The organism is Microbacterium pygmaeum (genome assembly GCF_900100885.1).
GTDB lineage: Bacteria > Actinomycetota > Actinomycetes > Actinomycetales > Microbacteriaceae > Microbacterium > Microbacterium pygmaeum.
The window spans coordinates 718,881-732,244 of sequence record NZ_LT629692.1 but is presented as its reverse complement, the minus strand read 5'-3'; the positions used below and the strand labels follow the sequence as shown (position 1 = coordinate 732,244).

Here is a 13,364-nt window from a genome sequence, read left to right as displayed (position 1 = left end):
CGGCTCAGAGCGTGTCTGCGATCTGGCGCATGAGGGAGTGCTGGCGGCGGACCTGCTCGATCGAACGCCACGGCGCGCGCTCGCCCTCGTATTCGCTGGAGAGGTAACCGGTGTAGCCGGAATCCTTCAGCGCACGCAGCACCGGCGCCCAGGGGATCTGCTGATCCTCCTGGTTCTCGTCGATGTCGTGGAACTTCGCCTGGATGAACACGACGTACTTCGCGATGTCGGCGATGTCGGCGGGGTCCACGCCGATGCCGTCCAGGAACGCCGGACGCCGTCCGGGCAGCTCACCCGGACGCAGCGGGATGGGGCGGTCCTGGAAGATGCCGGTGTCCAGGAGAAGTCCGAAGTGCTTCGTCCCGGTGCGCTCGATGAGGTCGATGTAGTCATCGACCACCTCGTGCTTGATCGGGGTCGGCGAGTGGATCTCGGGGCAGATGATCACATCGAGGTCGGCTGCGAGGTCAAGCGAACGCTCGACGGATTCCGTCCAGATCGGGTGCGGAACGAGGTCGCTCGAGACGACGCCGATCTTGGGGCGGACGAACCGGAAGCCCAGCGTCCTGGCGAGCCGCAGGTCGCGCTGCAGGATCTCGGCGCCTTCGATCGCGGTGAGATCGCGGGCGTTGACGCCGCTCGAGTGCAGCCGCGTGTCGATCCATGAACCGTAGTTCGTCGGCTCGAGGGAGTACTTCTCCAGCAGTGCGAACCACTGATCGATCCACTCGGTCGTCGGGTTCGGGTAGCCGGCGATGTGCCCCTCCCCGAGGATCTCGATCCCGGTCGCCCCGACGTCGGCGACGGCGGCCAGGGCGGTCTCGAGGTCCAGCACCGTGCCGTAGTCGGTCATGTAGCTGTAGAGCGAGACGCCGTACTTGAACGGGCCTCCGTCGGTCTCCGGCGACAGCGTGATGTGGCGCGACTCGCGGTACGTCGAGGGCTGATGCTCCTGCGGAATGTACGACATGCGCAGGCGCAGTTCGATCGAGACTTCGTGCGTCCCCTCGGGCAGTCCACCCGCGAGCGGCACCGTGATCACGGCCGCCTCCTCCAGCGGCCACCGCACACCGTCGCTGTCCCACAGCTGCTGCAGCGTGTACGTGCGCCCGGCGAAGGTCCAGAGCGGAACATCGGCCGGTACGTCGACGTGGTCGCCGACGCGCACGCTGATGCCGTCGATCAGCGACGCAGCCATGCCGCGATAGGACGGCATCCGGATGCGCAACTGGAAGCCGACGATACGGTCGCCTTCACGGACGTTGCGGAATCCGACGGCCTGGATCAGGTCTCTTTCGAGAAGCATCGATGCTCGCTCTCTGTGCGGGCGCCCGACACCGGTGCGCGAAGTGCGCGCGGTCGCCTTGACTCAGACTAACAACTCAATGTCAGTTTTGTGCATAAGAACGAATGATGCGAGCATAAGCGTTTAGACGAGCCGCAACTCCCTCTCGATCGCGTCCGCCGACGCCCGCAACGGAGGCAGGTACGACTCGACGATGTGCGCGAGGGAGTCGCGCGTCGCGCTCGTCGAGACGTTCACCGCGCCGATGACGCGCCCGTCTCGGCCGCGCAGCGGTGCGGCGATCGAGCGGAGCCCCGGTTCGAGTTCACCGTCCACGAGCGACCAGCCCTGTTCACGGACGCGATCGATCTCCGCGTGCAGTTCGACGGGCGAGGTGAGCGTGCGGTCGGTGAGCGCCGCCAGATCCGATGCCTCGATCACGGCATCCGCCTCGTCGTTCGGCAGTCCGGCCAGCAGCACTCGCCCCATCGAGGTCGCGTATGCCGGGAACCGCGTGCCGATCGTGATGCGAACGCTCATGATCCGGCGCGTGGGCACGCGGGCGACGTACACGATGTCGGTGTCATCGAGCACAGCCGCCGACACGCTCTCATCGACCTCGCGCGAGAGGCTCTCGAGGTGCGGCTGCGCGATCTCGGGCAGCGACAACGCGGACAGGTAGGAGAAGCCGAGCTCGAGGATCCGCGGGGTGAGCGCGAACGACTTTCCGTCCGACCGCACGTAGCCGAGCGTCTGGAGAGTGCGCAGAAAGCGGCCCGCCGCCGCGCGGGTGATGTCGGAGCGACGGGCGACTTCGCTCAGCGTGAGGTCCGGATGCTGCGCATCGAACGCCCGGATCACCTCGAGTCCTCGGGCGAAGGACTGCACGACATCGCCGGACTCTGGGCTGCTCACCCGTTCATCTTGGCCCATCGGCCCACTCCGGCCCTCGGCCGAGCGGGCATGTCCGGCCCGAGCGGGCACGTCCCGGCGTTGCACGATGCGCCCGCTCGGGACGCAGATGCCCGTTCGGGTGGAGCGCCGCGGCGCATCGGGCAGCGCTCACCGTTCCAGGACGACGGCCAGGCCCTGACCCACGCCGATGCAGATCGCCGCGACGGCAATGCCCCCGCCGCGGCGCTTCAGCTCGTGCGCCGCGTGCCCGAGGATGCGACCCCCGGACGCCCCGAGCGGATGCCCGATGGCCAGCGCACCGCCATGGATGTTGACCTTCTCGGGGTCCAGGTCCGGCCACCCGGCGATGCAGGCCAGCGACTGCGACGCGAAGGCTTCGTTGAGCTCGACGACATCGACATCGGCCCACGTCTTCCCGGCACGCGCCAGCGCCTTGTTCGCCGCCTCGATCGGGGCGATCGGGAACTGATCGGGGTCGACGCCGTGCGACGCGCGGCTGACGATCCGGGCGAGCGGCTCGCCGGGCAGCACGCCCTCGCCGGCGACCAGGACGGCGGATGCCCCGTCGTTGATCGGCGACGAGTTGCCCGCGGTCACGGTGCCGTCCGCAGCGAACAGCGGCGTGAGCGCTGCGAGCTTCTCGACGGTGCTGTCGCTGCGGATGCCCTCGTCGCGGGCCAGATCGACCCCGGGCACAGCGACGGTCTCCCGGTCGTAGATCCCGTCCGCCCAGGCTTTGGCCGCGAGCCGGTGGGAGCGCACGGCGAACTCGTCCTGCGCCTGCCGGCTCAGGTGCCACTGCCCGGCGATCTGCTCCGCGGACTCGCCGTTGCTGATCGTCCAGTGCTTCGGCAGCGCACGGTTGGTCATCCGCCAGCCGATCGCGGTGTTCCACATCGTCTGGTTGCTCACGGCCGGGTAGGGCTTGGGGGACTTCTCGACCACGTAGGGGGCGCGGCTCATGGACTCGACTCCCCCGGCGAGGATGATCTCCGCATCGCCGGACTCGATCGCGCGGGACGCCTGGATCACCGCCTCGACCGATGACGCGCACAGCCGATTGACCGTGACGCCGGTGACAGTCGTCGGGAACCCCGCCAGCAGCGCAGCGAATCGCGCGACGTTCCGGTTGTCCTCGCCCGCCTGATTCGCGTCGCCGAAGATCACATCGTCGATCCGCGCCGGGTCAAGGCCCGTCCGCTCCACGATCGAACGCAGCACGACCGCGGCGAGATCGTCCGGGCGCACCCCGGCCAGGGCGCCGCCTGCCCGGCCGAACGGGGTGCGGACGGCGTCGTAGATGAAGCTCGCGGTCATGTCGATTCCTTCTGTGTCCGGTCCTGCGCCAGCGCGGTCCCCGAGCCTGTCGAAGGGCGGAGCGTCAAGCCCGTCGATTCCGCGAGCGACTCGATCGTGTTGTCGCCGAACGCCTCGCGCACCGCGAATCCTTCCGGCGTGACGTCGAAGACCGCGTGGTCGGTGTAGACGCGGGTGACGCAGCCGACGCCGGTGAGCGGATACGTGCAGGCCTCGACGAGCTTGGACGACCCGTCTTTGGCCAGCAGGTCGGTCATGACGTAGACGTCTTTCGCGCCGATCGCGAGATCCATCGCGCCGCCGACGGCCGGGATCGCGCCGGACGCGCCGGTGGACCAGTTCGCGAGGTCGCCGGTCTGCGAGACCTGGAACGCGCCGAGGACGCAGACATCGAGGTGACCGCCGCGCATCATCGCGAACGAGTCCGCGTGGTGGAAGAACGCTGCCCCGGCCAGCTCGCTCACCGGCTGCTTGCCTGCGTTGATGAGGTCGGGGTCGACCTCGCCGGGCGCCGGTTGCGGGCCCATCCCGAGCATGCCGTTCTCGGTGTGCAGGATGATCTCGAGGTCGGCGGGCAGGAAGTCGGCGACCAGCGTCGGGGCGCCGATGCCGAGATTGACGATGGCGCCTTCGGGGATGTCCGCGGCGATGCGAGCGGCCAGGTCCTGCCGGGAGATACGCGTGGCGGGTGCGGTGTCACTCATGCGGATGCCTCCAACCGGTCGCCCTCGACGGTCACACCGCCGACGAACACATCTCCATTGAGCCAGCGCCGCTGCCCCACCGCGACGACGCGGTTCACGTAGATGCCCGGTGTGACGACCGTCTCGGGGTCGATGGAGCCGAGCGGCACGATCTGGTCGACCTGCGCGATGGTGGTCGCCGCGGCGGAGGCCATGATCGGCCCGAAGTTGCGAGCGGTCTTGCGGTACACGAGGTTGCCCCAGCGGTCGGCGGTCAGCGCGCTGATCAGCGCGAAGTCCGCGTGGATGGGGTATTCGAGCACGTAGTCGCGACCGTCGATCGTGCGCGCCTCCTTCCCCTCGGCGAGCTGCGTGCCGACGCCGGTCGGACTGAAGAACGCGCCGATGCCCGCGCCCGCGGCGCGGATCCGCTCGGCGAGGTTTCCCTGCGGGACGAGCTCGAGCTCGACCTTCCCGTCCCGATACAGGCCATCGAAGACCCACGAGTCGGACTGCCGCGGGAACGAGCAGATGATCTTGCGCACGCCTCCGGTGGCCAAGAGTGCCGCGAGGCCCGTGTCGCCATTGCCCGCATTGTTGTTGATGATCGTCAGGTTCCGCGCGCCCCTGGCGATGAGCGCGTCGATCAACTCGACCGGTTGCCCGGCCCTGCCGAACCCGCCGATCATCACCGTGGCGCCGTCGGGGATGTCGGCGACGGCGGTCGCAGCATCCGTCACGGTCTTGTCGATCATCCGCGCCTCCGTGTTCGCTGTGCGAACGCGTGTTCGCTGGACAAGACTACCAACACGTGGATGCCGCCGTCCAGGGCTGGGAACCGAGGACGTCACGGCTCCAGCGTGAGCGACGCGGGAATCGGCACGATCTCCTCGCGCAGGCGGATGAGCTCACGCGCATGCGCGTCGAGGCGCTGATCCTCTGCGGTGGACGGATGCCACGCCGGCACCGGCAGCGCGACGCCGCCGGATCCCGGCACGACGAAGACGCTCATGCACAGCGTCGTGAGCGAGCGCTCGTCGGGGGTGCGCGGGTCGGCGCACGAGACGCGGATGCTGAGGTGCATGCTGTGCGCACTGGTGTGGATGAGCCGCGCCTCCACCTCGACGAGGTCGCCGATGCGGACCGGCGCGAAGAAGTGGATGCCGCCGGAGTACACCGCGATCGCCTCGCTCGCACCATCGCCGTCCTGCGCCCACGCCGCTGCGCACGCGTAGGCGGCCTCGTCGATCCACCGCATGACGGTGCCGCCGTGCGCCTTCCCGCCCCAGTTGACCACGCCGGGCGGGACCAGGAACCGCAGAGTCACGCTCGGCGCCGTCGACTCCGCGGTGTATTCCTGCGCCAGCATGAGCTCTTTGATCCCGGATCTGGTCGGGATCCGCTCGAGCGCCGCCTCGGCGAGCTTGCGGTCCGACCGCGACGTCGGGACCCACGCGGGCACCGGCGCAGCCCTGCCGTCCGGTCCCTTCGCCACGAAGATCAGCACGCACGTCGTCGCCGGGGTGTAATCGTGGTGCTCGACCTCGCTCGAGGAGACGGTCACCACCACGTGCATGCTCGTTCGACCGGTGTGGATGATCCGGGCATTGACCTCGATGAGACTTCCAGGTGCGATGGGCCTGCGGTGCCTGACGTTGCCGACGTACGCGGTGACGCAATACGCGCCAGCCCACCCGACCGCGCAGGCGTACCCGGCTTTGTCGATCCACTCCATGACGCTGCCGGCGGCGACGGAACGGCCGCCCGCGGCGGTGTCGGCGGGCGTCGTCATGAATCGCAGGGTGATGCGGTCGTCGCGTGCGCCGCCGCGACCCGGCGCCTCTGTCGGTGATTCCACGGCGCCAGCCTAGGGTGCGACAGTCGCGCACCGTGGCGGTGTGGCACGCTGGGCGGCATGGCCAACTCGTCGTCGGGCGACTCGGTGACCGAGCGCATCGTCCGCATCCTCGAGACGTTCTCGGCCGAGCGGACCGTGCAGACCGCGGCCGAGATCGGCCGTCGGGCGAGCCTGCCATCCTCGACGGCGCACCGTCAGGTCGATGCGCTCGTCGAGGCGGGGCTGCTCGAACGCGACGACGAGCACCGCGTGCGCATCGGCATGCGGCTGTGGGAACTGGCCCTGCGCGGCTCCGCCGCACTGCGCCTTCGTCAGGCCGCGATGCCGTTCATGGAGCAGGTGCAGAGCGTCATCCGAGAGCACACCCAGCTCGCCGTCCTCGAGCAGGACGAGGCGCTCTTCCTCGAGCGACTGTCCTCGCCCGACTCCGGCGCCAACATCACGCGCATCGCGGGACGGCTCCCGCTGCACGCCTCGTCGTCCGGCCTCGTGCTGCTCGCGTACGCATCGACAGCACTGCAGGACCGGGTCCTGGCCGAACCGCTCGTGCGCATCGCCGCCGACACGATCACGGATGCCGCGATCCTGCGTCGCACCCTGACCGACGTGCGGCGGCTCGGCCATGTCGTGGCCCCCGGCTCGATCGAGGCGGTCTCGACGGGCGTGGCGGTGCCCGTCCGCGACGGCGCCGGCACGGTGATCGCCGCGCTCTCGGTCGTGCTCCCCCGGGATGCGCCGACCTCGGCAGCGCTGGAGCAGCTGACGGCGGCAGCAGCCGGCATCCGCGCCGCGCTGAGCGCCGATCGCCGCTGAGAGCCGGATTCCCGTTGAACGGGAACAAAATCCCCCAGTCGATCGTCGCCGGTCACACTTGGTGCGTACCCGATCGCCCGTCGAAGGAGACGACATGACCGATACCGTCCGCACGCAGGTCGCCATCATCGGCGCCGGCCCCGCCGGCCTGCTGCTCTCGCATCTGCTCGCCAAGGCCGGAATCGAGTCCGTGGTGATCGATTCCCGCACCCGCGACGAGATCGAGCACACCATCCGCGCGGGGATCCTCGAGCAGGGCACCGTCGAGATCCTCAGCGAGTCCGGCGCCTCGGACCGCGTGCGCACGGTGGGCAACCGTCACGAGGGCGTCGAGCTGCGCTTCGCCGGCGAGGGCCACCGGATCGACTTCGAGGCGCTCGTCGGCCGGGCCGTCTGGCTCTTCCCGCAGCACGAGGCGCTGAAGGACCTGATCGCCGTCCGGCTCGCCGAGGGCCAGGACCTCCGCTTCAACGTGACCGCCCAGCGGGTCGAAGGCGCCGAGACCGACCGCCCGAGGGTCATCGCGACGGATGCCGAGGGCCGGCCGCTCGAGATCGAAGCGGATTTCGTGGTCGGCGCCGACGGATCACGCAGTGTCGCCCGCGCGGCGGTGAGCGGGTCGTCGACGGGCGGCTACTTCCGGGAGTACCCGTTCGCCTGGTTCGGCATCCTCTGCGAGGCGCCGCCGAGCTCGGACGAGCTCATCTACAGCAACTCCCCGAACGGCTTCGCGCTGATCAGTCAGCGCAGCGCGACGATCCAGCGGATGTACCTGCAGTGCGACCCCGACCTCGATCCGAACGCGATGAGCGACCGGCAGATCTGGGACGACCTGCAGTCCCGCGTGGACGGCCACACCCTGATCGAGGGCCCGATCTTCCAGCGCGACGTGCTGCGCTTCCGCAGCTTCGTCGCCCACGAGCTGCTCCGCGGTCGCGTGGCGCTGATCGGCGATGCCGCGCACACGGTGCCGCCCACCGGCGCGAAGGGCATGAATCTCGCCGTGGCCGATGTCGTCCTCCTCAACAACGCGCTGCAGGCGCTGCTGCTGGACGACGACTCGCGACTGCTCGAAGCCTTCCCCGAGACCGCGCTGAAGCGCATCTGGAAGGCCCAGCACTTCAGCTGGTGGATGACGAGCATGCTGCACGTCGGACCCGATGCGACCGACTTCGACCGGCTGCGGCAGGTCGGCGAACTGCGATCGGTCGTGGAGTCCGAGGCCGGTCGTCGCTACCTCGCCGAGGCGTACACGGGCTGGCCTCTCGAGGGCCGCTGAGGCCGCCTGAGTCTCGAGCGCGCCCGACCGGCGGACTCGACGTCGTGCGCCGGTGACAATGTCAGGAGACATCGCGCACCGGTGACAACGTCAGGACACGTCGCGCACCGGTGACAACGTCAGGACACGCTCGCGCACCGGTGACTCCGTCAGGAAAAACGGGCAGATGGGCGTGCCGAGAGCACCGATGGCGCCCTCTTTCCTGAGTTCTGAACACCCGCACCCCGTTGCTGCCGCAGGTCCGGCTCCCAGGCCGAGAAGGTGAGGTGCGCCCCGTCGGGTCGGGCGCAGGTCAGCGCGAGATCGAGCGCCCTACAGCTCGCCGGCGAAGACCTCGCTCGCAATCCGGTACGCGGTGTTGGCCGCGGGCACGCCGGAGTAGACCGCGCTCTGCAGGATGACTTCCTTGATCTCGTCGAGGCTGAGCCCGTTGCGCCGCGCCGCGGCCAGATGCATCGCGAGCTCTTCGTGATGTCCGTGCGCGATGAGCGAGGTCAGCACGGCGATCGACCGCGAGCGCCGGTCCAGACCCGGCCGCGACCAGACATCACCCCAGGCCACCCGCGTGATGAAGTCCTGCCACTCGGCGGTGAGCTCGTTCGCAGCCGCCGTCGACCGATCCACGTGCGCGTCCGAGAGCACTTCGCGCCGCACCACCATCCCCTGGTCGTAGCGCTCCTGATCGGAGAGCCCCTCACCTGACGGTCTCATCGTGCCTCCTGAAAGAACTCGAGCAGGGCGGATGCGACCGCCTCCGGCTGCTCCGCGGGCGGCAGATGCGCGGCATCCGAGATTTCCAGGATCGTGCCGGATGCCACCGCCGATGCGATCTCGGCGGACTTCGCCTCGGACGCGACGACGTCGTGCTCGCCCCAGACGGCGAGCACCGGCACCCTGATCTCGCCCAGCGATCCGCGCACGTCGTAGGCCGCGAGCGCTTCGCAGCACAGGGCGTAACTCTCGTCGTCGGCGTCCTGCAGGGCGTGCAGCAGGCGTCCCGAGATGTCCGGCCGCCGAGCGATGGAGTCCGGAGCGAACCAGCGCTGGGCGGACCCGACGATGACGCTCGAGGTCGATTGGGCGCGCACCTGCGCGGCGCGCTCGTGCCACCCCTCGGCCTCGCCGAGTTTGGCGCCGGCCGCGATGATCGCGGCGCGGGCGAGGAGGGACGGATGCCGGAGGGCAAGGGCGAGCCCGGTGGCGCCGCCGAGTGAGACCCCGGCGTAGAAGACCGGAGCCGCGCCGCGGCCGAGCGACAGGACGGCGTCGGCGACGGCATCCGCGAGCTCCTCGACACTGAACGACGCAGAGGCTGCGGGTGAGGACCCGTGCCCCGGCAGGTCCCAGGCGACCACGCGGTACTCGGCAGCCAGCGACGGGATGACGTCCTCCCAGAGGATCGTCGAGGTGCCCAGCGACGGACCGAGTACGACGAGCGGCGCATCGGGTGGGCCGACCGGCGCGGTGAGGGTGATCTGCGGGACCGTCATCGTGCTCCCGTCGCAGGAGGGTGCTCGACGATGGCGGAGGCGACCAGCACGTCGGCGAGACCGGTGTACTGCACTGGATCCAGCAGCGCATCGACATCCAGGTCGGCGGCCTCCGGCATCGACCGTACGAGCGTGGCGAGGTCGCCGCCGCCCGATGCCTCGGCGATGAGCGCGTCGAAGCGCGGTTTGCCGATCAGCGGCATCAGCACGATCGAGAGGCGCTCGCTCACGATGAGACCACCGGTGAGGCCGAGGTTGCGGTCGACCGCGGCTTCGTCGACGCGCAGGCCCTCGACGAGCGTCGCCGCGTGCGCGGTGGCGCCGAGGGCGAGCCGCAGCAGCTCGCGCAGCGTCGGCCACTCGGCGTGCCAGGCACCGTCGGGCCGCTCGTCGACCGCGAGCGCGGCGGCCAGGTGCAGGGTCGCGCCCAGCTGCGGCGCACGCAGCGCGGCCGAGCGGACGAGAACGGATGCCGCGGGGTTCTGCTTCTGCGGCATCGCCGACGAGCCTCCCCCGGCGCCCTCTGCGAGTTCGCCGATCTCGGTGCGACTCAGCGTGGCGACATCGGTGGCGATGACTCCGACGGCGTCGATCGCCTGCACCAGCGCGTCGCCGAGCTCGGTGACCGGCCAGCGCGTCGTCTGCCAGGGAGCGTCGGGCGCCGCGAGTCCGACCGCGTCGGCGAATGCGGCGGGGAGCCGGGCAGCAGCATCGGCGCCGGCGATCTCGACGAACGAGGCGAGCGTCCCACCAGCGCCGCCGAGCTGGGCAGGGAGCTGCCGCACCGCTGCGTCGAGGCGCTCGGTCGCCCGCCGCACGCCGCGCAGCCACGCCGACGCCCTGAGGCCGACGGTCGTCGGGACCGCGTGCTGGGTGAGCGTCCGGGCCGCGGCGGTCTGCGTGCCGTTGGCGGAGATGAACTTCACGAGTGCGCGTTCGGTCCGCCGCAGCGCGTCGGTCGCCTGCGCGCCGGCGACCCGCGACACGCTCATCAGCGCCGTGTCGAGGATGTCTTGGCTGGTCGCGCCACGGTGCACCCATGCGCGGACATCGGAGGGCACGCGCTGTTTCACCAGCGCGACCAACGGGATGACCGGGTTGCCACCGGCGACGGATGCTGCGGCCAGCGCGATCGGGTCGATGCCGTGACCGCGGCATCCGCTGCTCTCGCTCTCCCAGCCCAGCGCCCGTGAAACCGCATCGACGGCCGACTGCGGGGCAGTGCCGATCGCACCGTGCGCGCGCACGAGCGCGACTTCGGCGGACACGAGGGCGTCGAGGACGGCGCCGTCCGACACGGCGGCGTCGTGACCGACGGTCACCGGCGAGAGCAGACCGAGGTCGATCGCGGCCGGCGCCGGTGAACCGAGGTCAGAAGGCAAGGAAGACGGTCTCCTTCTCGCCCTGCAGCCGGATGTCGTGCTGCAGGTACCCGTCGGGGGTGCGCGTTGCGATGAGCGTAGCGCGCTCCTGCGGCTCCAGCGATGAGAGCAGCGCGTCTGCGGCCAGCAGGTCCTCGTGCTCAGGAAGATAGATGCGGGTGACGAGCTTGTCGGGCAGGCCGCGGGCGAAGACGATCACCGAGAAGAACGGTGCCTTGCCGTCCACCGGACCGGGGTTGCGGGTCCAGAACTCGTACCGTCCGTCATCGGTCGTGGCTGCCCGGCCGAAGCCGGTGAAGGTGTGGTCATCGCGGCGGAACGCCCCGCGTTCGCGGGAGATCGTGCCGTCCTGATCGGCGCCCCAGATCTCGATCACCGCGTCGGGGATCGGCGCTCCGGCGCCGTCGTAGACGGTGCCGCCCAGCACGATCGAGCCCGGGCTGTGCGGGAAGGCCACCTCGTGCTTCTTGGCGTAGTCCAGGCCGAACGCGAAGAACGGACCAACGGTCTGCCCTCCGGTCGGCTGGTGGGTCTTCGCGGCCTGCGGTCGCTGCACGGCCATCAGTGCTCTCCCTCCGGCTCGAACCACGTGGCATCCGGTCCGTCGACTACGATGTCGAACCGGTAGCCCATCGAGAACTCCGGCACGGAGAGATCGTGGTCGTACTGGCCGATGAGGCGGTCGCGGTCCTCCTGACGCCAGATGGTGTTGTAGATCGGATCCAGGGGGAACAGCGGATCGCCCGGGAAGTACATCTGCGTCACCAGCCGCTGGGTGAACCCGGTCCCGAAGACCGAGAAGTGGATGTGCGCGGGTCGCCAGGCATTCACGTGGTTCTTCCACGGGTAGGCGCCCGGCTTGATCGTCGTGAACGCGTACTCGCCGTCCGGGCCCGTGACCGTGCGACCGGCGCCGGTGAAGTTCGGGTCCAGAGGTGCAGGGTGCTGGTCACGCTGATGGATGTACCTGCCCGCGGCATTGGCCTGCCAGATCTCCACGAGCTGGTTGGCGAGGGGTCGTCCCCAGGAATCCAGCAGGCGACCCTGCACGGTGATGCGCTCGCCCTGGGGTTCGCCCATGTGCTGAAGGGTGAGGTCGGACTCGATGGCGGCGACGTCACGCTGACCGAACGCGGGTGACCACAGCTCGATCGTCTCGGGGTCGATCAGCTTCGGGTTCTTCGTCGGGTGCCGCAGCACGCTCGAACGGTAGGGGCGGAAGTCGTGCAGGCTGATGGAGAGCTTCTCGCCCGCCGCTTCGCGGCGCGCGGCCGCAGCGTGGACGTCGATGATCTCCTGGGTGATCTCCGCCTGCTGCAGCTGATCAGGCGATGCGAGCAGCGTCTCGGGCGCCGCAGCGGTCTGCTCGAGGACGACCGACGACGAGAACGCCTCTTCGGTCCGGGCCGGGTCAGCAGGGGTCATCTGTGGTCTCCTTCGACGGACGATCTGCTCAGGCTCACACGCCGCAGCGCATTCGCGAAGGGGCCGATCCCACTCAGTGGGATTTCGAGCCGGCAGGGCCGCGGTGGGTCCGGGCTCATGGTGTCGCGAGGTCGCGCGCGATGTCGTGCGCAGCCGCCACGACCAGCGGGCCGTGTCGGCGCTCGTCCGCCCGTGCGATGTGGGTGACCACGCCGACAGCGGCCGGCGGGAGTCCCGCTGTCGCCGGGATCGGCGCGGCGATCGAGATGTTGCCGAGCGTCATCTCCTGCCGGGTGGTGGCGAAGCCGCGCTCTCGGGCCGAGGCGATCTCATCGCGCAGCTGCCGCTCGTCGATGATCGAGTAGACGGTCTCGCGCTCGAGGGTGCGGTGGAAGAAGGCATCCAGCCATTCGTCGTCCTGCACCGCCAGCAGCGCCTTCCCCACTCCCGTGGTGTGCAGCGGGTGCCGTCCGCCCATCCGGCTGAGCGTCGGGATCGAGTGGGGTCCGCTGACTCGGGCGACGTAGAGCGCCTCGGCGGTGACCGGATCGTCGCCGCTGAGTACGGCCACATGTACGTTCTCACCACTGGCCTCATAGAGGCGCAGGACGTGCGGCAGGGCGCGCTCACGCAGACGCATCGACACCGGGGCCAGTTCACCCAGCTCCCAGAGCCCGGTGCCGATCGAATAGGCGCCGTCCGCGGTGCGATCGAGCAGTCCCAGGGCCGCCATCTCGGTCGCCAGCCGATGCGCAGTGGAGCGCGGGAGGCCCGATCGCTCGGCGAGGTCGGTGGCGGTCAGGGTGTCCGCGTCCGAGGTGAATACGCGCAGCACGCCGACCGCGCGCGCGAGTACGCCCGCCGCGCCGCCTCCGGCGCCGGTCGTCCCCTCGTCGGTCATACGATCCCCTCGCGAC

14 protein-coding genes are annotated in these 13,364 nt (G+C 69.9%); 2 read left to right on the top strand and 12 right to left on the bottom strand.

All coding sequences use genetic code 11. The features are described from left to right. Positions 1-4: 4 nt before the first annotated feature. From BLT19_RS03425 to BLT19_RS03400, 6 genes are all read right to left on the bottom strand, one after another. Entirely contained in the window at positions 5-1,306 is a 1,302-nt protein-coding gene (locus tag BLT19_RS03425) for a C-glycoside deglycosidase beta subunit domain-containing protein (protein ID WP_091486360.1), read from the bottom strand. A 123-nt stretch (positions 1,307-1,429) separates the two neighbouring features. Continuing rightward, on the bottom strand, positions 1,430-2,218 hold the full coding sequence (locus BLT19_RS03420) for an IclR family transcriptional regulator domain-containing protein (RefSeq protein ID WP_091486356.1): 789 nt from the start codon (positions 2,216-2,218) through the stop codon (positions 1,430-1,432). Between the two features lie 129 nt (positions 2,219-2,347). Then, positions 2,348-3,517 carry a thiolase family protein gene (locus BLT19_RS03415; RefSeq protein WP_091486352.1) on the bottom strand — a complete coding sequence of 390 codons (1,170 nt, stop codon included), beginning with the start codon at positions 3,515-3,517 and terminating at the stop codon, positions 2,348-2,350. Next, entirely contained in the window at positions 3,514-4,221 is a 708-nt protein-coding gene (locus BLT19_RS03410) for a 3-oxoacid CoA-transferase subunit B (protein ID WP_091486347.1), read from the bottom strand. The genes BLT19_RS03415 and BLT19_RS03410 overlap by 4 nt, the downstream gene beginning before the upstream one ends. Further along, on the bottom strand, positions 4,218-4,955 hold the full coding sequence (locus BLT19_RS03405; protein WP_091486343.1) for a 3-oxoacid CoA-transferase subunit A: 738 nt from the start codon (positions 4,953-4,955) through the stop codon (positions 4,218-4,220). Before BLT19_RS03405 ends, BLT19_RS03410 begins: the two co-directional genes overlap by 4 nt. Before the next feature lie 92 nt (positions 4,956-5,047). Further along, positions 5,048-6,058: an acyl-CoA thioesterase gene (locus BLT19_RS03400; protein WP_231917774.1), complete on the bottom strand. Its 1,011-nt coding sequence runs from the start codon at positions 6,056-6,058 to the stop codon at positions 5,048-5,050. Between the two features lie 57 nt (positions 6,059-6,115). Here BLT19_RS03400 and BLT19_RS03395 point away from each other — a divergent pair, with 57 nt between their 5' ends. Both BLT19_RS03395 and BLT19_RS03390 read left to right on the top strand, forming a co-directional pair. Next, positions 6,116-6,871 carry an IclR family transcriptional regulator gene (locus tag BLT19_RS03395; RefSeq protein WP_091486340.1) on the top strand — a complete coding sequence of 252 codons (756 nt, stop codon included), beginning with the start codon at positions 6,116-6,118 and terminating at the stop codon, positions 6,869-6,871. Positions 6,872-6,965: 94 nt separating this feature from the next. After that, on the top strand, positions 6,966-8,150 hold the full coding sequence (locus tag BLT19_RS03390) for a 4-hydroxybenzoate 3-monooxygenase (RefSeq protein WP_091486337.1): 1,185 nt from the start codon (positions 6,966-6,968) through the stop codon (positions 8,148-8,150). 312 nt (positions 8,151-8,462) lie between these two features. Here BLT19_RS03390 and pcaC read toward each other — a convergent pair whose 3' ends face one another. The 6 genes from pcaC to BLT19_RS03360 form a co-directional block, all read right to left on the bottom strand. Further along, positions 8,463-8,861 (bottom strand): 4-carboxymuconolactone decarboxylase, encoded by a 399-nt coding sequence (gene pcaC, locus BLT19_RS03385; RefSeq protein WP_091486332.1) that lies wholly within the window; start codon positions 8,859-8,861, stop codon positions 8,463-8,465. After that, entirely contained in the window at positions 8,858-9,640 is a 783-nt protein-coding gene (locus tag BLT19_RS03380; RefSeq protein ID WP_091486328.1) for an alpha/beta fold hydrolase, read from the bottom strand. The genes pcaC and BLT19_RS03380 overlap by 4 nt, the downstream gene beginning before the upstream one ends. Continuing rightward, on the bottom strand, positions 9,637-11,022 hold the full coding sequence (locus tag BLT19_RS03375) for a lyase family protein (protein ID WP_231917773.1): 1,386 nt from the start codon (positions 11,020-11,022) through the stop codon (positions 9,637-9,639). Before BLT19_RS03375 ends, BLT19_RS03380 begins: the two co-directional genes overlap by 4 nt. After that, the gene (gene pcaG / locus BLT19_RS03370; protein ID WP_091486325.1) at positions 11,012-11,584 is read right to left on the bottom strand and encodes a protocatechuate 3,4-dioxygenase subunit alpha; all 573 of its coding nucleotides are present in this window, start codon (positions 11,582-11,584) and stop codon (positions 11,012-11,014) included. The genes BLT19_RS03375 and pcaG overlap by 11 nt, the downstream gene beginning before the upstream one ends. Next, positions 11,584-12,447: a protocatechuate 3,4-dioxygenase subunit beta gene (pcaH, locus tag BLT19_RS03365; protein ID WP_091486321.1), complete on the bottom strand. Its 864-nt coding sequence runs from the start codon at positions 12,445-12,447 to the stop codon at positions 11,584-11,586. The genes pcaG and pcaH overlap by 1 nt, the downstream gene beginning before the upstream one ends. Before the next feature lie 115 nt (positions 12,448-12,562). Then, on the bottom strand, positions 12,563-13,348 hold the full coding sequence (locus BLT19_RS03360) for an IclR family transcriptional regulator (RefSeq protein ID WP_091486318.1): 786 nt from the start codon (positions 13,346-13,348) through the stop codon (positions 12,563-12,565). Between the last annotated feature and the right edge of the window lie 16 nt (positions 13,349-13,364).